Below are 19,237 nucleotides of genomic sequence, written 5' to 3'. Positions count from 1 at the left end.
GGATCAGCTTTCCGGTACGAGGAAGATCGCAGCGAGCGGCGGAATCGTCAGGCTCAGCTCGGGCGTTGCGCCCTCCGAGGCACGGACCTCGCCGATATTGCCGACATTGCTGCCGCCGTAATGCGCGGAATCCGAGTTGAGCACCTCGTGCCATTTGCCGGCGAACGGCACCCGGACGCGATAGTTGCGATAGACGTTGGGCGAGAAGTTCACGACCACGAGGCAGCGCGCGCGCGCATCGCTGCCCTTCCTGATCCAGGCAAACAGATTGTGGTTGGCGTCGTTGGTGACAACCCATTCGAACCCGGCCTGGTCACAATCCAGCTCGTGCAGCGCCGGCAGCGCGCGATAGAGGCGGTTGAGGTCGCGGATCAGGTTCTGCACGCCGGCATGTTTCGGCTGCTCGGTCAGATGCCAATCCAGCGAGTGATCGTGGTCCCACTCACGCACCTGGCCGAATTCACAGCCCATGAACAAAAGCTTCTTGCCGGGATGAGCGAACATGAAGCTGTAATATGCGCGCAAATTGGCAAAGCGCTGCCACTCGTCGCCGGGCATACGACCCAGGATCGAACGTTTGCCGTGCACGACCTCGTCATGCGACAGCGGCAGGATGAAGTTCTCCGAGAACGCGTATTGCAGGCCGAACAGGATATCGCCGTGATGGTGTTTGCGGTGGATCGGATCCTTGCCGATATATTTCAGCGTGTCGTGCATCCAGCCCATGTTCCATTTGTAGCCGAAGCCGAGCCCGCCGAATTCGACGGGACGCGACACCTGCGGCCATGCGGTAGATTCCTCGGCCGCCGTCGTCGCCTGCGGAAAGCGCGCGAACAATTCGGTGTTGAAGCGGCGCAGGAAGTCGATCGCCTCGATGTTCTCCCGGCCGCCATATTTGTTCGGGATCCAGCCGCCGGCGGGGCGGCTGTAGTCGAGATAGAGCATCGAGGCGACGGCATCGACGCGCAGGCCGTCGATGCCGTAGCGCTCGAGCCAGAACAGCGCATTCGACACCAGGAAGTTGGTGACCTCGGTGCGCCCGTAATTGTAGATCAGCGTGCCCCAGTCGAGATGGCGGCCCTGCAACGGGTTGGCGTGCTCGTAAAGCGCAGTGCCGTCGAAACGGCCGAGCGCGTGCGGATCGTCGGGGAAATGCCCGGGGACCCAGTCGAGCAGCACGGCCAGCCCTTCGCGATGGCAGGCGTCGACCAGCGCGGAAAAGTCGTCCGGCGAGCCGAAGCGGCTGGTCGGTGCGAACATGCCGGTCGGCTGATAGCCCCAGGAGCCGTCGAACGGATGCTCGCTGACGGGCAGGAATTCGACATGGGTGAAGCCCATGTCGCGAGCGTAAGCTGGAAGCTGCTCGGCAAGCTCGCGATAGGTCAGCCACTCATTGCGACCCTTGCGCCGCCAGGAGCCGAGATGGACTTCATAGATCGACATCGGCGCCCGCAGCGCGTTGATGCCGTCGGGAGCCGGGCGCGGATGCGGGATCGTGCGCTCATCGTACACGATCGAGGCGGTCTTCGGCCGGACTTCGGTGGCGAAGGCCATGGGATCGGACTTCAGCGCCAGATGCTGGCCGTTCGACCCGACGATGTCGAACTTGTAGTGGTCGCCGACGCGCGCGCGCGGGATGAACAACTCCCAATAGCCGGCGCCGCGGACGCGCATCGGATGCCGCCGCGGGTCCCAGAAATTGAAGTCGCCGACCACGCTGACCCGCCGTGCATTCGGGGCCAGCACCACGAAGCCGACGCCATCGACGCCGTCGAGTGTCATCGGATGCGCGCCGAGCGTGTCGTAGATGCGCTGATGGGTGCCCTCGCCGAGCAGATAGAGATCGAAATCGCTCAGGATCGGCAGAAACCGGTAGGCGTCCTCGAGCTCGACGATGGTGTCGCCGAAGCGTGCGCGGAGCTGGTAGCGCGTCGAGCCGTTCGGCAGCGGGCCGGCGAACAGGCCGGCATCATGAATCCGGGTGAGCGGCGCCGTCTCGCCATGCTCGCCGATCGCCTCGACATTGCTGGCGTCAGGCAGGAAGGCGCGCACGACGCTGCGATCCCCCTCGGTGTGGAGACCGAGATAATGGAAGGGATCCGCGTGACGGCCCTCGATGATGGCATAGGCCTCGGCGGGCAATTTGGTCATGCAACCTCATGCGGCTGTTGCGCCAGGATCCTCAACAGGCCTGTCAGTGGGACCCGCAGCCAATCCGGCCGGTTGGCCAGTTCATATTCGATCTCGTAGAAGGCTTTCTCAAGCAGGAAAAAGCCGAGCAGCCGCTCGGCGGCCTTGGCGTCGGCCGGCCACAGGCGCTGGCCGGCCATCGTCTCGCGATAAGCGCCCAGGAAGGAGGCCGCCGCCCGCTCGCGCCATTCGGCCAAAGCGAGGCTCAACTTGCCGCTTTCGTCTGAAACGACCTCGAGCGCTCGTTCCAGGGCAGCCGTCGTCGCGTAGTCGATCGAGCGGATCAGGCCGGCAACGTCCCGCGCAGCCGGTGCCTTGCGACGGCGTTCGGTGATGGTCCGGCCCGGTCCGCCATCGAAATCGATGATGAAGACGTCGTCCTTGACGACCAGCACCTGGCCGAGATGGAGGTCGCCATGATGGCGGATGTTGAGGCCGTCGATGTCGCGCGGCAGCAGCGCCTTCAGCCGGTCCGGCAGCATGTCGTGCTGGGCCAGCAACCGGTCGGCCAACAGACGGTCGGCTTCCTTCAATGTATCGCGCCGCTGCTTCAGCGTGTCGAACACCCGCTCGGCCCGCGCCATGATCTCGTCGTTCCAGCGCTGCACGTCTTCGGGCCGCGTCGGCTCCGGCGCAAAATCCGGCAGCTCCCTGTTGCTGGCGAGCGCGATGTGCAGCTCGGCCAGGCGTTTTCCGCTCTGCGACATGTAGTGCAGATAGGATCCCTGATCGTCGTTTTCGGTCGGGTGTTGGCTGGCGGCCAGCACGCGCTGCGTGTCGACGAATCGATCAAGGCGGCCGGCGGTAACGGTCCAGAGATCGCCCTGGTTGACCACGAAGGCATGCAGAACTGCGATCGCGCTGCGTTTGTCGCCCTCGATCAGCTCGGCGGTGCCGAGCAAAGCGGGGCTGTTGGGAAAACCCACCACTTCGGTGAGGAAGCGGCCGATCTCGACCTCCGGATTGATGCCGACTTCGAGCTTCCGGTAGATCTTGGTGACATATTCGTTGTCGACCAGCGCGGTCGAGTGCGGCTGATCGTTTTCGTAGACGCGAAGACGCTCCGGCTGCCGGATAGCCTTATCGGCGAAGCGGTTGGTCGGCCGGAACTCAAGCTTCAGGCCTTGCTCGCCTTCATCGACCGTCAGACTCTCCCGCAGATTGCGGAGGAACAGGCCGGTGAAGATCTGGTCGGTGGCGACGTCGAGCAGCGTACCCTCGCGCGCACCCTGGCGCACCGCGGCGAAGGCGCGCGGGTTGTAGCGCTCGCGGTCGAAGCGCACCCACTCGATCTGCATCGGCAGTACGTAGCGGCTGGTGGTGCCGCGCTGCGTGGTCTCCAAGAAGACGAGCCACGGCCTGTTGTCGCCGATGTCGCAGAACGGGATCGCGGAGACCAGCGCCGGTTGGATCGCATTTGGCGATCGCTCCGGGTACCACCGCGTGCGCGCGAGGTGGTCGGGCAGAACGTCGCGCTCGAACACGCCGCGGGTGCGCGCCAATGACATCCAGGTGGAATTGAGCGGCACCACCAGCGTCTCGAACTCCGGCACCGCGTGCGGAACCACCGGCTCGGACTTGTCGCGTTCCTGCAGCTGGAACCAGTAGAAGCCGTAAGGCGCGAGCGTGATCATGTAGGGCAGCTCGCCGATCGCGGGGAACCGCGTCCGGCCGAGCATCTCGAGTGGAATGCGGCCCCTGAAGGCGGAAAGGTCGAGTTCGGTTGCCTGCGCCGAGCGCGACAGATTGGCGACGCACAGGATGACCTCGCCCTGGTGCTGACGCACATAAGCGAGCACCGAGCGGTTTTCCGGGCGGATGAACGTCATGGTGCCGCGCCCGAATGCCAGCGTCGACTTGCGCACCGCGATCAGCCGCTTGGTGGCAGAGAGCAGCGAGGACAGGCTGCGCGACTGCGCCTCGACATTGACGGACTCGTAGCCGTAGACCGGATCCATGATCGTTGGCGCATAGAGCCGCGCGGGGTCGGCACGCGAGAAGCCGCCGTTGCGGTCCGGCGACCACTGCATCGGCGTGCGCACGCCGTTGCGGTCGCCGAGATAGATGTTGTCGCCCATGCCGATCTCGTCGCCGTAATAGATGATGGGCGTGCCGGGGAACGACAGCAGCAGCGAGTTCATCAGCTCGATCTTGCGGCGGTCATTGTCCATCAGCGGCGCGAGCCGCCTGCGGATGCCGACATTGATCCGGGCGCGCGGATCGTGGGCATAGGTCGACCACAGATAGTCGCGCTCGACGTCGGTGACCATCTCCAGCGTCAGCTCGTCGTGATTGCGCAGGAACAGCGCCCATTGGCAGGCGGCCGGGATATCCGGCGTCTGCCGCAGGATGTCGGTGATCGGAAAGCGGTCCTCCTGGGCGATCGCCATGTAGATGCGCGGCATCAGCGGGAAGTGATAGGCCATGTGGCATTCGTCGCTGCGGCCGAAATATTCCTGCACGTCCTCCGGCCACTGATTGGCCTCGGCAAGCAGCACCTTGCCCTTGGCATAGGCGTCGAGCTCCTGGCGCAGTTGCTTGATGATGGCATGCGTCTCGGGCAGGTTCTCGTTGTTGGTGCCGTCGCGCTCGCACAGATAGGGGATGGCGTCGAGCCGGAAGCCGTCGACGCCGGTGTCGAGCCAGCGCTTCATCACCTGCACGATCGCGCGCACCACGCGCGGATTGTCGAAATTCAGGTCCGGCTGGTGTGAGAAGAAGCGATGCCAGTAGAACTGGCCGGCTTCCGGATCCCAGGTCCAGTTCGACTTCTCGGTGTCCGTGAAGATGATGCGGGTGCCGGGATATTTCTGATCGGTGTCGCTCCAGACATACCAGCTTCGCGCACTCGAATTCGGCCCGCTGCGGCGCGCGCGCTTGAACCAGGCATGCTGGTCGGAGGTGTGGTTGATGACGAGCTCGGTGATGACGCGCAGGCCGCGCTTCTTGGCCTCCTGGATGAAGCGTTTGAAGTCCTTCATCGTCCCGAAATCAGGATTGATGTCGCCGTAATCGCCGATGTCGTAGCCGTCGTCGCGGCCGGGCGAGGGGTAGAACGGCAGCAGCCACAGCGTGGTGACGCCGAGCTCCTGCAGATAGCCGAGCTTCTCCGTCAGTCCTGCGAAGTCGCCGATGCCGTCATTGTTGCTGTCGGCAAACGCCTTGACGTGAAGCTGATAGATGATGGCGTCCTTGTACCAAAGCTGGTCCGCGGTCTCGGTCGCGACCGTCTCCTTGGTATTGACGGCGGAGAATACGTTCATGATGGCTCCCTCAGGCCACGCAGCGCAACAGCAGCGCGGGATCGCGCCCGGGATCGATACGCAGGCGCACGCCGCCCCATTCGAGCGCATGACGCGCGCCGGTGACGAGATCTTCCACGGCCGTGACGGAACGGCGCGCATCGCCGCGGCCGACCTTGATGTCGCCGAGCGCAAGCCAGACCTCGCGCGCATCGCGGGTCAATGCGATCGCGGCCACGATCACACCGCTCTGGTCGACTGATTCCTTGACGAAGCCGATCACATTGTCGTCCTCGATGTCGATAAAGTGCAAATTGGCGGTCTGTCGCAGCGCCGGATTGTCGCGCCTGATCCGGTTGAGCGCTGTGACATAGGGCTTGATATTGCCCGGCTGCTCCCAGTTCCGAACCTTGATCTCGTATTTTTCGGAGTTGAGATAGTCTTCCCGGCCGGGGATTGGCGCACGCTCCAGCAGCTCGAAGCCGCTGTAGATACCGTAGCTGCTCGATAGCGTCGCGGCCAGTGCGAGACGCGACTTGAACATCCAGGATTCGCCGCTTTGCAGGTGGAAGGGCAGGATGTCAGGCGTGTTGACGAAGAAATTCGGCCGAAAGAAGTCCCGCTCTGGGTAGCCGATCAATTCCCCGAGATACTGCTCGAGCTCCGCTCGCTGCGTCCGCCAGGTGAAATAGGTATAGGACTGCGTGAAGCCGAGCTTCGCCAGGCCCTTCATCACCTTTGGCTGCGCGAAGGCTTCCGCAAGGAAAAGCACGTTCGCATCGTGGCGCTGCACCTCGCGGATCAGCCATTCCCAGAACGGCAGCGGCTTGGTGTGCGGATTGTCGACTCGGAAGATCCTGACGCCCTGGTCGACCCAGAACAGCACGACGTCGCGCAGCGCGTGCCACAACGCGCCGGCATCCTCGCCGGCGAAGTCGGGATTGATGACATCGTCCCATCGCTGCGGCCGATACTCGGCGGTGCGCATCGATCCGTCCGGGCGTCGCTTGAACCATTGCGGATGTTGTTTCACCCAGGGGTGATCGGGCGAGCACTGCACGGCGAAGTCGAGCGCGACCTCCATGCCATGCGCTTGGCACGCCGCGACGAAGGCACGGAAATCGTCCAGCGTGCCGAGTTGCGGGTGCACGGCGTCGTGGCCGCCTTCGGCCGAGCCGATCGCGTAGGGGCTGCCGGGGTCTCCAGGCTGTGCAATGGCCGCGTTGTTGCGGCCCTTGCGGCGCTCTTGTCCGATTGGATGGATCGGCGTGAGATGGACGACGTCGAAGCCCATCGCCGCGATGTCGGGGAGACGCGCGATGCAATCGTTGAAGGTCGCATGCTCGCCGGGCACCTTGCCCTGGCTGCGCGGAAACATCTGGTACCAGGCGCCATACCGCGCCCTCGGCCGGTCGGCGACGAGCGGAAACAGCGGTGACCGGGTCAAATCGGGGCGATACTGGCTATCGGCCATCGCCTGCTTCAATTCCGGTGCGAGCAGTGCGCCAGCCTCGCCGGTCGCAAGGTAAAGTTCGCATTGCTTGATGATCACGGCAGCGTCCGCCGGGCTGCCGGCATGCGCCTTGGTCAGCATGCCTGCACCTTCGATCGCATCCAGCGTGAGGTCGCTGCGGGTTGCTTGCTGTTGCTCGAAACGCTGCCGCCAACTGGCGAATTCGTCGGTCCAGGCCTCGATCGCGTAGACATAGCGGCCCGGCTGATCCGGGACGAATACGCCACCCCAGCGGTCGTTGCTGTGCAGTGTCATCGGCGTGCGCTGCCATTCGCCGCCCGCGTCATGACGCCATACCAGCGCGGCAGCGATCACATCCTGTCCGTCACGGTAGATGTCGGCCCAGACTTCGACAGGCTCGCCCGCGATGCGCTTGACCGCAAAACGGCCACCATCGACCGACGGATAGACGTCGCTGATATGAAAAGTGCCGCCGGCACTCTCGACAGGTCGGGCAGTTTTGTTCACGGTGATGCCGCCATCAAAAAGGCAAAAGACGTCCGCGCCGCGGGAAGGAGGCGTGCCAGACCATATAGAAAGCCGCACGCCGGACATTGGTTCCCAGGGAACCCCGACCCGGGCTGAGCGTTAAGCATCGTCTAACCCTTTCCCGTATCTGAACAATTTCGCAACGACGTCAGTACCGTTGCGTGCAAGCAGCGTGCCGTATGGACCTTTACGCCAAAGCCAAGACCCTGGGAATTCAGACCGAATTTATCGACGGTCACGGTCAACGCCGTGTGACGACGCCTGAGGCGCTTTCGGCGATCCTCGAAGCGCTCCCGCCGCAGCCGGCGCGGCGCATCATTGCCGAGCCGGTCGTCATTCGCTCCGGCCGCGCCGAGCGAACCGAGCTGCCGGAAGTCGCCCCGCTCCCGGTGCGCTGGAAGATCATGGATGGCGCGGCGGTGCGCGTGCAAGGCGAGGCGCGTGAGCGGAGCCTCGCGTGGCCGGCGGATTTGCCTGACGGCGTGTATCGGTTGCAGGTAGCCGATGCATCGGGCGCGAGCGAAGATCTGCCGCTGCTGGTTGCCCCCGAACAGGCCTTCGGCGGCGATTTCGACCGCTGCTGGGTGATCGCCGTCCAGCTCTATGGCATGCGGTCGGCGCGCAACTGGGGTATCGGCGATTTCACCGATCTCGAGGGCCTGCTCAAATTCGCGCATCAGGTCGGCGCCGACGGCATCGGGCTTAATCCGCTGCACGCGCTGTTCGATGATCGGCCCGGCGATTGCAGCCCTTACTCACCGAACAGCCGGCTGTTCCTCAACGCACTCTACATCGACGTCGAGAAGATCCCCGAATTCAAGATCGATGCGGAGACGCGGGCCGCGCTGGCGCAGCTGCGCACCCGCGACCTCGTCGATTATGTCGCGGTGGCCCCGCTGAAGTGGCGCGCGTTGCGCACGGCCTTTGCGTCGTTCAAGACCAATCCGGGTCTCGGCCGCTGGCAAGCTTTCGAAGCCTATCGCAGCGAACACGGCGAGTTGCTGTCGCGCTACGCCTGCTTCGAGGTGATGAGACACAAGTTCAACGCGCCGTGGTGGGAGTGGCCGGACGAATGGCGGCAGCCCGGCGCGACGGCCTGTGCCAGGCTGCGCAAGGACCGCGACACAGCCGCAGAGGTCGAGTTCGTCGAATTCGTGCAGTGGATCGCCGATCAGCAGCTCGGCGCCTGCCAGGCGCTCGCGCACAAGCTCGGTATGCGGGTCGGGCTTTATCTCGACGTCGCCGTCGGCGTTCAGTCGGATGGTTTCGACGCGTGGAATGAGCAGATCGCGATCTCGCGCCATCTGGGCGTCGGCGCGCCGCCGGATCCGCTCAACACCGCCGGCCAGGATTGGGGGCTCGCTGGTTTCAATGCCGCGGGCCTCGAACTGCGCGCCTTCGAGCCGTTCAGGCAAATGTTGCGTACCTCGATGCGTCATGCCGGCGCGGTCAGGCTCGACCATGCGTTCGGGTTGCGACGGCTCTACCTCGTGCCGCGTGGCTTCGGCCCGGCCAACGGCGCCTATGTGCAGATGCCGTTCGAGGCGCTGCTCGCCGCGACCGCGCTTGAGAGCGTCGCCAATCGCTGCGTCGTGATCGGTGAGGACCTCGGCACGGTGCCGGAGGGTTTCCGCGAGCAAATGAACGGCTGGGGCATCTGGTCCTATCTGGTGATGATGTTCGAGCAGGACGACCAGGGCGTCTTCCGCAACGCCGACTATTACATTGCGGACGCGCTCGTCACCTTCAACACCCACGACCTCTCGACCTACGCCGGCTGGCGGTCGTTCAGCGATCTCAAGACCAAGCGCGCGCTCGGGATCGATCCCGGTGAAACCGACCAGGGGCGCTGGGATGCGCTCGGCCAGCTCGACGAGCTGCTGCGCCGGCACGGCATCCCAAACCACGATCTCTATGCGGTGGCGAGCTTCCTGGCACGAACCCGGTCGCGCATGATGGCGGTGTCGATGGAGGATCTGCTCGGCCTGACCGACCAGCCCAACATTCCCGGCACCGTCAACGAACATCCGAACTGGCGCCGGAGGCTTCCGGTCTCTATCGAGCATCTCGCATCGGCGATCGACATCGATGCGCTCAAGCGCGCGACCCGCGAGCGGTCGGGCGGCAGCTGATCCGGAACGGAGCACAGCATTTGCCTTCGCGCATTGAAGACTACGGACTGATCGGCGATTGCGAGACCGCGGCGCTGGTCGGCCGCGACGGGTCGATCGACTGGTTGTGCTGGCCGGCTTTCGATTCCGACGCCTGTTTCGCGGCGCTGCTCGGCACCTCGAAGAACGGCCGCTGGCTGATCACGCCGGCCGAGAAGATCACCGGAACGTCGCGTCGCTACAAGGGCGACACGCTGATCCTGGAGACGCGGTTCGAGACCGAAAGCGGCGCGGTTGCGCTGATCGATTTCATGCCGCCGCGCGGCCATGCATCCGATGTGGTCCGCCTGGTTCGGGGACTCAGTGGCCGCGTGAAAATGCATATGGAGCTGGTGATCCGCTTTGGTTTCGGCGGTGGCGTGCCCTGGGTGAAGAAGAACCCGGACGGCCCAGGCCTTTTGGCGATCAGCGGGCCTGACATGGCCGTGCTGCGAACGCCGGTTGAGACCCGCGGTGAGGACATGACCACGGTCGCCGACTTCGAAGTCGGTGAGGGAGACACCGTCCCGTTTGTGCTCACCTACGGGCCTTCGCATCTGCCGGTGCCGGCGCTGCTTGATCCCGAGGCAGCACTGAAGGACACCGAGGACTACTGGACCGAATGGTCCAGCCGTTCGACCTATGACGGCGGACGTCACCACGACCTCGTGATGCGTTCGCTGATCACACTGAAGGCGCTGACCTACGCACCAAGCGGCGGCATCGTTGCGGCGCCGACGACGTCGCTGCCGGAAAAACTCGGCGGTGCGCGCAACTGGGACTATCGGTTCTGCTGGCTGCGCGACGCCACTTTCACGCTGCTGGCGCTGATGAACTCAGGCTATACCGAGGAGGCGGCGGCTTGGCACAACTGGCTGTTGCGGGCGGTGGCGGGTATGCCGGCGGATATGCAGATCATGTACGGCATCATGGGTCAGCGGCGGCTCCTGGAATGGGAGGCCGAGTGGCTGCCCGGTTATGAAGGGGCGCAGCCGGTGCGGGTTGGCAATGCCGCGCATGCGCAGCTGCAGCTCGATGTCTATGGTGAGCTGATCGACGCCTTCCACCAATCCCGCATGGCCAAGCTGGAGCTCGAGGAGGAGAACTGGTCTCTGGAGTGCACGGTGGTCGATCATCTCGCCGATGTCTGGGACAAGCCGGATCACGGGATCTGGGAGCGCCGCGACGCACCTCGGCATTATGTGTTCTCCAAGGTAATGTGCTGGGTCGCGTTCGACCGCGCCATCAAGAGCGCGGAGCGGTTCGGCTTAAAGGCACCGCTGGTCAAATGGCGCGTGCTGCGTGAGGCCATTCATCGCGACGTCTGCCAGCGGGGCTTCGATCACGACCTCAACAGCTTTGTCGAATCCTATGGCTCAAAGGTGCTCGATGCCAGCCTGCTGCTGCTGCCGTCGGTCGGCTTCCTGCCGCCGGCCGATCCGCGCATCCGCGGCACGATCGATGCGGTGGAAAAATACATGATGCGTGATGGCTTCGTGCTGCGCCACGATCCGCGTGAGGTGTCAGATGAAACGCAACCGATCGAGGGCGCGTTCCTGGCCTGCAGCCTCTGGCTCGCGGATGCCTATGTGCTGGCGGGCGATATCGACAAGGCCCAAACCATGTTCGACCGCGTGGTGGCGGTCGCCAACGATCTCGGCCTGCTGGCGGAAGAGTTCGACAGCGGCGCCGGCCGGCAGACCGGAAATTTCCCGCAGGCGCTAACCCATATCGCGCTGATCAACACTGCGCACAATCTCAGCGACGCCAGGGCCGCGGCCGAGAAGCCGGTGGTGCAGCGGTCGCAGTAACCGCGCTCTAGATTCTTGTTTTGACGCGTTTTCTTTACGCGAACCGGTATCCACTTCGCTCGAAAACGCTCTAACGACCGGTCTTCAGCACAATGTCCATTGCGCGCGCGAAACCGTCGTGTTCGTTGGTCTCGGTCACGTCAGTCGCGCGCGCCTTTACGTCGTCGCTGGCATTGCCCATCGCGAAGGAGACGCCGCTCTTCGCAAACATCGGCAGATCGTTCTGCATGTCGCCGATGGTGGCGACATTCTCGAGCGCGACGCCGAGACGCTTCGCGATATCCACAACGAACGTCCCCTTGTCGTGGCCGGGCGGCGTGACGTCGAGATAGTAGGTCTGCGAGCGGACCGCGATCGCCTGGTTGCCGACCGCCTGCTGCATCTCCGCCTCGCAGCGCTGCAGCAGCGTCGCGTCCGAGCTGGCGCCGACGATCTTGCAGGCCTGACCGATGTAGGGCGTGAAGTCCGTGACGATGGTGGGATCGTGCTTGATCGTGCGCTGCTCGTGGGCGGTATACTCACCCTCGGGATTCCGCGTCAGCCATTTGTCGTTGGTGAACAGCCAGATGTCGACACCATGGTCGGTGAGCAGGTCGATGCAGCGCTTTGCCACTGCGGAGGGGATCAGATGCTGCGCGACCGGCTTCAGCTGCGCGTCGACGATCGAGCTGCCGTTGAAGGCACCGATCGGCAGCGTGATACCGAGCGGCGCGACCAGGAAGCCCATTCCGATCGTCGGCCGGCTGGAGACGATGGTGAAGCCGATGCCGGCCGCGTGCAGCTTGCCGACCGCCGCCTTGGCGTCGTCGGTCAAAATCTTGTCCTTGGTCAGGAGCGTGCCGTCGACGTCGGATACGACAAGGGCGGTGCGGGTCATGGTCGGTCCAGGTTGAGTTTGCTGACAATGTCTTCGACGATGGTCTCGACGGGACGGTCGATCGCAACCGTGATCGGCCGTTCATCGGGTGTTGGTGGCTCCAGCGTCCTGAACTGGCTCGCCAGCAGCTCGGGCGGCATGAAATGGTCCTTGCGTGCGATCAGCCGCGAGGCGATCAGCTCCAGTGTGCCGTCGAGGAACACGATGCGGACATCCCGGCGGCCATGCACGAGGATGTCGCGATAGCTGCGCTTCAGGGCCGAACAGGCGATCACCGTACGCTCACTCACCTTGCAGGTCCGGTCGATCTCCGCGGCGATGGCCCTGAGCCACGGCCAGCGGTCCTCGTCGGTCAACGGCTGCCCGGCATGCATCTTCGAGACATTGCTTGGCGGGTGAAACGCGTCGCCATCCTCGAAGCGCCAGCCGATCCTGACCGCAAGATGATCGGCGATGGTGCTCTTGCCCGAACCCGAGACGCCCATCACGACCAGCGCGCAAGGATTTTGTCCATCAGCCACGAAAATCCTCCGGCAGCGCGGCCTGATCGACGAGCCAGATGGTCTCTCTTATCGATCGCGCGCGATTCGCCGGCAGGTTCTCGCCTGCGAAGAGCCGCGTCAAGATCGCGCGCTTGCTCTGGCCGGCAATCTCGAACAGCATCTCGCGGCACGAGGCGAGCGCGGGTAGGGTCAGCGAGACGCGCGGCACGAATGGCTCGACATTGGCCTTGGGCACCCCGACCACCCAGCGCGCGGTCTCCTCGACCGCGGGGTAACCGGGAAACAGCGAGGCGGTGTGGCCGTCGGGACCGACGCCCATCAGCACGAGGTCGAACAGCGGCCGCGCCGGATCGAGCTGCTCCGCGCCGTAGAACGCCATCAGCTCGTTCTCGTAGAGCGCGGCACTCTTGTCCGGATCCTTGAGGTTGGCAGTATCGGTCGGGATCGGATGGACATTGGCGGCCGGCGCGCAGCGATCGAGGAAAGCCTGGCGCGCCATGCTCATATTGTGCAGCGGGTCCTTGCGCGGCACCAGGCGTTCGTCGCCGATGAACCAGTGCACGCGGTCCCACGGAATCCTGCCGCGATACTCCGGTGTCGCCAGCAGTTCGTACAGCGCTTTCGGACTCGACCCGCCGGTGAGGCAGACCGCCACGCGACTGTTGTTTTCGGCAATCTTTGCGATCACGCGCTCAGCCGCCGTCTTCGCCAACGCTGCCGGATCGGCGACGGTGATGATCCTGCGCTCGCCGCTCCCTGCCATGGTCAGCTGAGCTTTCGCCAGCTGCGGCCGTCGCGCGTCAGCAGTGCGTTGGCAGCCTCCGGCCCTTCGCTGCTGCCGGCCTTGTAGGGCTGCAGGCCGCGCCCGCCGGCGTTCTTCCAGGCATCAAAGAAGGGCTGCACCGCCTGCCAGCCGGCCTCGACGCTGTCGGCGCGCTGGAACAGGATGTTGTCGCCGATCATGCAGTCGTAGATCAGCGTCTCGTAGCCGGTGGATGGCTCCGCCTTGAAGTAGTCCTTGTAGCGGAACTTCATCTCGACGCCGTCGATGTCGATCGCCGGGCCCGGCACCTTGGTGTTGAACTGCAGCTCGATGCCTTCGGTCGGCTCGGTCGAGATGATCAGGAAATTCTGCGACAGGCGATCCACCGGAGTGTCGCGAAACATGCCAATCGGCGCCTGCTTGAACTTGATCGCGATCTCGGTGCGTTTGGTGTTGAGCGCCTTGCCGGTGCGGAGATAGAAGGGAACGCCGGCCCAGCGCCAATTGTCGATCGTCAACTTCAGCGCAGCATAGGTTTCGGTGGTGCTGTCAGGCTTGACGTCCTCGGTCTTCAGATAGTCCTCGATTTCGGTGTCGCCGACCTTGCCGGCGCGATACTGCCCGCGTACCGAATTGTTCAGCGCTTCCTGCTCGCTCTGGAGCTGGATCGCGCTGAGCACTTCGGCCTTCTCCGAGCGCACGGCATGCGCATCGAACCGTGCAGGCGGCTCCATCGCCACCAGCGACAACAGCTGGAACAGATGGTTCGGCACCATGTCGCGCAGCGCACCGGTGGCGTCGTAGAAACTGCCGCGGTGGCCGACGCCGAGCTTCTCCTCGACGGTGATCTGGACGTGGTCGATGTGGTTGCGATTCCAGATCGGCTCGAACATGCCGTTGGCAAAGCGCAGCACCAAAATGTTCTGGACGGTCTCTTTGCCGAGGTAATGATCGATCCGGTAGATCTGGTGCTCATCGACCAGCTTCAAGAGCGCGGCGTTGAGCGCCTTGGCTGATGCGAGATCAGTGCCGAACGGTTTTTCGACGACCAGACGCCGCCACGCCCCGTTCTCCGTCAGCATGCCGGTGCGCCCGAGCTGTTCGCTGATCGGCAGGAAGGCGCTCGGCGGCGTCGCGAGATAGAACAGGCGATTGCCGCCCGTTCCACGCGCCGTTTCGAGCCTGTCGAGCTGTTCGTTCATCGTATCGAAGGACGCCGGGTCCCTGGGGTCGGCCTCGATCGAGGTGACGCATGCGAACAGCCGCTTGACGACCGTTTCGTCGATCGGGCGCGTTGCGAACTGTCGCAGGCCCTTCTGCAGGCTGTCGGACATTTCGTCGTTCGACATGCCCTTGCGGGCGATGCCGACCACGCAAAACTTCTCCGGCAGCAGGTTTGATGCCGCGAGGTTATAGAGCGCCGGGATCACCAGCCGGTGCGCGAGGTCACCGGTGGCGCCGAAGATGACGAAGGAGCAGGGATCGGGTTTCTTCTGAGCGTCAGCCATTCATGATTCCTGCAATGCTTCCTGCAATACCGTCCTGCACCTTATGCCTTCTTATTACGATTTCTCGTTACGCTTTCTTGGGCGGTTCCTTGTGGCCGCCAAAGCCTGCGCGCATCGCGGAGAGGATCTTCTCGGCGAAGGTATGATCCCTGCGCGAGCGGAAGCGCGTGTAGAGCGCAGCCGTCAGCACTTCGGCCGGCACGGCCTCATCGACCGCGGCATTGACGGTCCAGCGTCCCTCGCCGGAATCCTCGACAAAGCCTGAGTAATTGTCGAGCGTATGGTTCCCCGCGAGCGCCGATGCGGTGAGGTCGAGCAGCCAGGACGGGATCACGCTGCCGCGCCGCCACACCTCGGCGATATCAGCGATATCGAGGTCGAAGCGATGGTCCGGCGGCAGCGCCTCGATGTTGGCGTTCTTGAGGATGTCGAAACCTTCGGCATAGGCCTGCATCAGGCCGTATTCGATGCCGTTGTGGATCATCTTGACGAAATGCCCGGCGCCGATCGGACCGGCGTGGATATAACCCTGCTCGATCCTGGGATCGCGGCCCTCGCGGTCGGGTGTGAGCGGGATATCGCCGATGCCGGGCGCCAGCGTCTTGAAGATCGGATCGAGCCGGTCGACCACGGCCTTGTCGCCGCCGATCATCATGCAGTAGCCGCGGTCGATGCCCCAGATGCCGCCGCTGGTGCCGACATCGACATAATGCAGCCCGCGCTCCCTGAGCGATTTGCCGCGGCGGACGTCGTCCTGCCAGAACGTGTTGCCGCCATCGATGATGACGTCGCCGGGCTGCATCAGTTTTGACAATGCCTCGATGGTGGCTTCGGTGATCTTGCCGGCCGGCAGCATCACCCATGCCGTGCGCGGCGCTTCCAGCTTGAGGACGAAATCCTCCAGTGACGAGGCGCCCGTGGCGTTGTCGGCGGCGAGCGCCGCGACCGCCTTCGGATCCTTGTCGTAGACCACGGTGGTGTGGCCTTGCTTCATCAGGCGGCGGACAATGTTGCCGCCCATCCGTCCCAAGCCGATCATGCCGAGTTGCATCGCAGGGCTCCCTTAGTTCAGCGCGGCGGAGATCGCGGCATCAAGCGCCGCGAGCCCGGAGGCGAGGTCGCCCTTGAGATGGACGCGGAGTGCGCGCCGGCCGCGCTCGGTGAGCACGTCGAAATCGCCGCGCGCCTGCGCCGCCTTGATCACGCCGAAGCTCGCCTTCTGGCCGGGCACCGGCAGGTCCTGGGCGTCGTCGACCGTCACCTGCAGGAACACGCCGCTGTCGGGCCCGCCCTTGTAGGCCTGTCCGGTCGAATGCAGGAAGCGCGGGCCGAATTCGGCGCAGGTCGCAAGGTGTTTGGCGTCGCGCACCTTCAGCCGCATCGCCTGCATGGCGTCGATGGTGTCGCCGTCGCGCTCGATATAGGCGAGCAGGGCGACATAGTCGCCACGGCCGGAGCGCGAAAGATGCGCCTTGATCCAGGAATTGAGGTCGCCATTGGCGCCGGCCTTGCGCAACTCCTCGGCGTTTTGGCCGTCGGTGTAGAGATCGGCATTCGCCGACGACACCAACGGCTTTTCCTTCGGCAACGCGCCGGTCTTCTCGAACGCAGCCGAGAGCTCGCGGGTCTTGATCTTGGCGGCTTCGACATCGGGCTGGTTGAACGGGTTGATGCCGAGGATCGAGCCGGCCACCGCGGTCGCGATCTCGAAACGGAAGAACTCCTGGCCGATATGGTCGATCGATTTCATGACGATGCGCACGACCGGATGGCCAGCGGCCTCGATCGCCGCGAGCCTGCTCTCATGCGCGGCTTCATCCTCGCCTTCGGTGCGCAAGTCGATGAAGAAGCGGTCGTTGCCATAAACGGCAGGAGCACCAATGGTCTCGCCCTCGATCGGGACCAGTCCCTTGCCGTCCTTGCCGGTGGACTCAGCGATCAACTGCTCAGCCCAGGCGCCGAAATCGGCGACCTTTGGCGAGGCGAAGATCGTCACCTTGTCGCGGCCTTCGAGGCCTGCGATGCCCATCGCCAACCCAAGCTGCACGCCGGGGTTTTCCTGCGGCGGCACGTCGGCGCCGCAGGAGCGCACCATCGACAGTGTATGGCTGAGCATGCTGCGGATATCGATGCCCGCGACGGCGGCCGGCACCAGGCCGAACGGCGACAGCACGGAATAGCGGCCACCGATCGTGGGATCGCCGTAGAAGATGCGGGCAAAGCCGTCTTTGATTGCGACCTTCTGCAGCGACGAGCCGGGATCGGTCACCGCGATGAAGCGGTGGCCGGCCTTGTCCTTGCCGATCGCCTTTGCCACCCGATCGAAGAAATAGTCCTTCATCACATTCGGCTCGGTGGTCCCGCCGGATTTAGAGGAGACGATGAACAGCGTCTTCGAGATGTCGACATAGGCTTCCATCGCGCGGACCTGCGCCGGATCGGTGGAGTCGAGCACATGCAGTTTCGGGAAGCCGGATTTGTGCGGGAAGGTGTCGGCCAGCACTTCCGGTCCAAGGCTCGATCCGCCCATGCCGAGCACCACGGCATCGGTAAAATGCTGCCCCTTCACGCGCCGGGCGAAATCCTCGTAGTCGGCGACGTCAGCCGAGGCGGCGCTCGTCAGCCAGCCCAGCCATTTGTTCTCGTCATCGCCGGTCCACACCGACTTGTCCTTCTGCCACAGCCTGCGGATTTTTGCCGAGGCGCGCCACTCTTCGGTGCTCTTCTCGACCGCCTTCTCGACGCTTGCGCCAAGCGCGAGCTTTTGGTGGTCGATCCCGCCGCCGAGCGAGGTCGCGCGCTTGTGGGCGACCGCGCCGTAAAGCTTGTCGGCGGCGTCGGCGAACAGCTTGACGCCGTCCTTCACCAGTTCTTTGGTGATCGCTTCGAGCGAGACGCCGGATTTCTCCAGCTCTTCCAGCACGCGGCGGGCGTCGTCGACATTCTCCTCGAGGCTATCGCGCGGCTTGCCGTGGTCGCGGAACGCGTCGAGCGTCGCCGGCGGCACGGTGTTGACGGTGTTGGGGCCGATCAACTCCTCGACATAGAGCACGTCGCGGTAGTCCTTGTTCTTGGTGCCGGTCGAGGCCCACAGCAGCCGCTGCGGCTTCGCGCCCTTGGCCTTGAGCTTGTCCCAGCGCGGGCCCGCGAACAGGCGCTTGTAGTCCTGGTAGGCCAGCTTGGCGTTGGCGATCGCGACCTTGCCCTTCAGCGCGGCGAGCCGCTCCTTTTCGGTGGGATCGTTGGCCTTCGCGATCTTCTCGTCGAGCTGCTTCTCGACCGCGCTATCGATGCGGCTGACGAAGAAGCTGGCGACGCTTGCGACATGTGAGGGATCACCGCCCTTGGCAACGTAGGTCTCCAGCCCCTTCAGATAGGCCTCCGCGACCTGGCGGTAGACCTTCTGGGAGAACAAAAGCGTGATGTTGATGCTGATTCCTTCGCCGATCAGATGTTCGATCGCGGGCAGGCCTTCCGGCGTCGCCGGCACCTTGACCATCAAATTCTTGCGATGGACGTCCTTCCAGAGCCGCTCGGCCTCCGCGATCGTGCCCTTGGTGTCCATGGCGAGATAGGGCGACACTTCGAGGCTGACGAAACCGTCGCCGCCATGGGTCCGGTCATAGACCGGGCGCAGCACGTCGGCGGCGTGCTGGATGTCCTCGACCGCGACATGCTCGAACAGGTCGGCGACCGAGCGGTCGCCTTTCTTGAGGGCCTGGCCGATCGCACCGTCATATTCGTCCGAACTGCCGATCGCCTTCTCGAAGATCGAGGGGTTGGACGTCACGCCTTTGACGCCGTCGGTCTCGATTAGCCGCTTCAGGTCGCCCTTGGTGACGAAGCCGCGGGCCAGGAAGTCGAGCCAGACTGCCTGGCCGTGGTTTTCGAGTGCTTTGACGGGATTCATGGGTGCCTGTTCTCGTTCGATCGAGGGTCGATTTTTAGGTTCCCGGGCAGCTTTCGGGGGCGGGGGCGGATTGTCAACAGAGGTGGGGGGCCCGGATGGAATATCAGTGGTCCCAGACCATAACGCCGTTCACATCAGTTCGATCCCGCCGGGATTCCGATTTCGAGCAGAGCCCGATCTCGGCGCATTTTTATGACAGCGCGCGATCTGCTCATGGCCGCAAATAGAGGTAACCCTGTGACTGCAGCTCGGCGAGGCGGACCACCTCACCCCAGTCGGGA

At 64.2% G+C, this 19,237-nt stretch carries 11 protein-coding genes; 2 read left to right on the top strand and 9 right to left on the bottom strand.

The window, feature by feature from the left end; all coding sequences use genetic code 11:
* Window positions 1-3: 3 nt before the first annotated feature.
* Genes glgB through UP09_RS06145 form a run of 3 tightly spaced genes read right to left on the bottom strand, consistent with a single transcriptional unit; the run spans window position 4 to window position 7,413 of the window.
* A complete protein-coding gene (gene glgB, locus UP09_RS06155; protein WP_044537192.1) occupies window positions 4-2,151 on the bottom strand; it encodes a 1,4-alpha-glucan branching protein GlgB in 2,148 nt (715 codons plus the stop codon).
* The gene (gene treS, locus UP09_RS06150; RefSeq protein WP_044537191.1) at window positions 2,148-5,453 is read right to left on the bottom strand and encodes a maltose alpha-D-glucosyltransferase; all 3,306 of its coding nucleotides are present in this window, start codon (window positions 5,451-5,453) and stop codon (window positions 2,148-2,150) included. Before treS ends, glgB begins: the two co-directional genes overlap by 4 nt.
* Window positions 5,454-5,463: 10 nt before the next feature.
* Entirely contained in the window at window positions 5,464-7,413 is a 1,950-nt protein-coding gene (locus UP09_RS06145) for an alpha-1,4-glucan--maltose-1-phosphate maltosyltransferase (RefSeq protein ID WP_044537190.1), read from the bottom strand.
* Window positions 7,414-7,613: 200 nt separating this feature from the next.
* Here UP09_RS06145 and malQ point away from each other — a divergent pair, with 200 nt between their 5' ends.
* Together malQ and UP09_RS06135 are read left to right on the top strand one after the other, a co-directional pair.
* A complete protein-coding gene (gene malQ / locus UP09_RS06140) occupies window positions 7,614-9,566 on the top strand; it encodes a 4-alpha-glucanotransferase (protein WP_044537189.1) in 1,953 nt (650 codons plus the stop codon).
* A gap of 20 nt (window positions 9,567-9,586) precedes the next feature.
* On the top strand, window positions 9,587-11,395 hold the full coding sequence (locus UP09_RS06135; protein ID WP_044537188.1) for a glycoside hydrolase family 15 protein: 1,809 nt from the start codon (window positions 9,587-9,589) through the stop codon (window positions 11,393-11,395).
* A gap of 70 nt (window positions 11,396-11,465) precedes the next feature.
* On the opposite strand, the gene UP09_RS06130 is transcribed toward UP09_RS06135, so the two are convergent.
* The 6 genes from UP09_RS06130 to UP09_RS06105 all read right to left on the bottom strand — a co-directional run bounded on the left by UP09_RS06130 (window position 11,466) and on the right by UP09_RS06105 (window position 18,956).
* Window positions 11,466-12,272, bottom strand: coding sequence for a Cof-type HAD-IIB family hydrolase (locus UP09_RS06130; RefSeq protein WP_044537187.1), 807 nt, complete (start codon window positions 12,270-12,272; stop codon window positions 11,466-11,468).
* A complete protein-coding gene (locus tag UP09_RS06125; RefSeq protein ID WP_044537186.1) occupies window positions 12,269-12,793 on the bottom strand; it encodes a gluconokinase in 525 nt (174 codons plus the stop codon). The genes UP09_RS06130 and UP09_RS06125 overlap by 4 nt, the downstream gene beginning before the upstream one ends.
* Window positions 12,786-13,538: a 6-phosphogluconolactonase gene (pgl, locus tag UP09_RS06120; protein WP_044537185.1), complete on the bottom strand. Its 753-nt coding sequence runs from the start codon at window positions 13,536-13,538 to the stop codon at window positions 12,786-12,788. Before pgl ends, UP09_RS06125 begins: the two co-directional genes overlap by 8 nt.
* Window positions 13,539-13,540: 2 nt before the next feature.
* A complete protein-coding gene (zwf, locus tag UP09_RS06115; protein ID WP_044537184.1) occupies window positions 13,541-15,046 on the bottom strand; it encodes a glucose-6-phosphate dehydrogenase in 1,506 nt (501 codons plus the stop codon).
* Between the two features lie 67 nt (window positions 15,047-15,113).
* Window positions 15,114-16,097, bottom strand: a complete 984-nt coding sequence (gnd, locus tag UP09_RS06110) for a phosphogluconate dehydrogenase (NAD(+)-dependent, decarboxylating) (RefSeq protein WP_044537183.1) — start codon at window positions 16,095-16,097, stop codon at window positions 15,114-15,116.
* Window positions 16,098-16,109: 12 nt separating this feature from the next.
* Window positions 16,110-18,956: a bifunctional transaldolase/phosoglucose isomerase gene (locus UP09_RS06105; RefSeq protein WP_044537182.1), complete on the bottom strand. Its 2,847-nt coding sequence runs from the start codon at window positions 18,954-18,956 to the stop codon at window positions 16,110-16,112.
* Between the last annotated feature and the right edge of the window lie 281 nt (window positions 18,957-19,237).

It is taken from the genome of Bradyrhizobium sp. LTSP885, from assembly GCF_000938305.1.
Taxonomy (GTDB): Bacteria; Pseudomonadota; Alphaproteobacteria; order Rhizobiales; family Xanthobacteraceae; genus Bradyrhizobium.
Note: the sequence above shows the minus strand (reverse complement) of the source record. Positions and strands in the feature narration are given on the sequence as shown.

What these genes read in the sequence shown, in the direction of transcription:
- treS (WP_044537191.1), bottom strand. Translation starts at nt 5,453, where the DNA reads ATGAACGTATTCTCCGCCGTCAATACCAAGGAGACGGTCGCGACCGAG.
- pgl (WP_044537185.1), bottom strand. Translation starts at nt 13,538, where the DNA reads ATGGCAGGGAGCGGCGAGCGCAGGATCATCACCGTCGCCGATCCGGCA.
- malQ (WP_044537189.1), top strand. Translation starts at nt 7,614, where the DNA reads ATGGACCTTTACGCCAAAGCCAAGACCCTGGGAATTCAGACCGAATTT.
- UP09_RS06105 (WP_044537182.1), bottom strand. Translation starts at nt 18,956, where the DNA reads ATGAATCCCGTCAAAGCACTCGAAAACCACGGCCAGGCAGTCTGGCTC.
- UP09_RS06130 (WP_044537187.1), bottom strand. Translation starts at nt 12,272, where the DNA reads ATGACCCGCACCGCCCTTGTCGTATCCGACGTCGACGGCACGCTCCTG.
- glgB (WP_044537192.1), bottom strand. Translation starts at nt 2,151, where the DNA reads ATGACCAAATTGCCCGCCGAGGCCTATGCCATCATCGAGGGCCGTCAC.
- gnd (WP_044537183.1), bottom strand. Translation starts at nt 16,097, where the DNA reads ATGCAACTCGGCATGATCGGCTTGGGACGGATGGGCGGCAACATTGTC.
- zwf (WP_044537184.1), bottom strand. Translation starts at nt 15,046, where the DNA reads ATGGCTGACGCTCAGAAGAAACCCGATCCCTGCTCCTTCGTCATCTTC.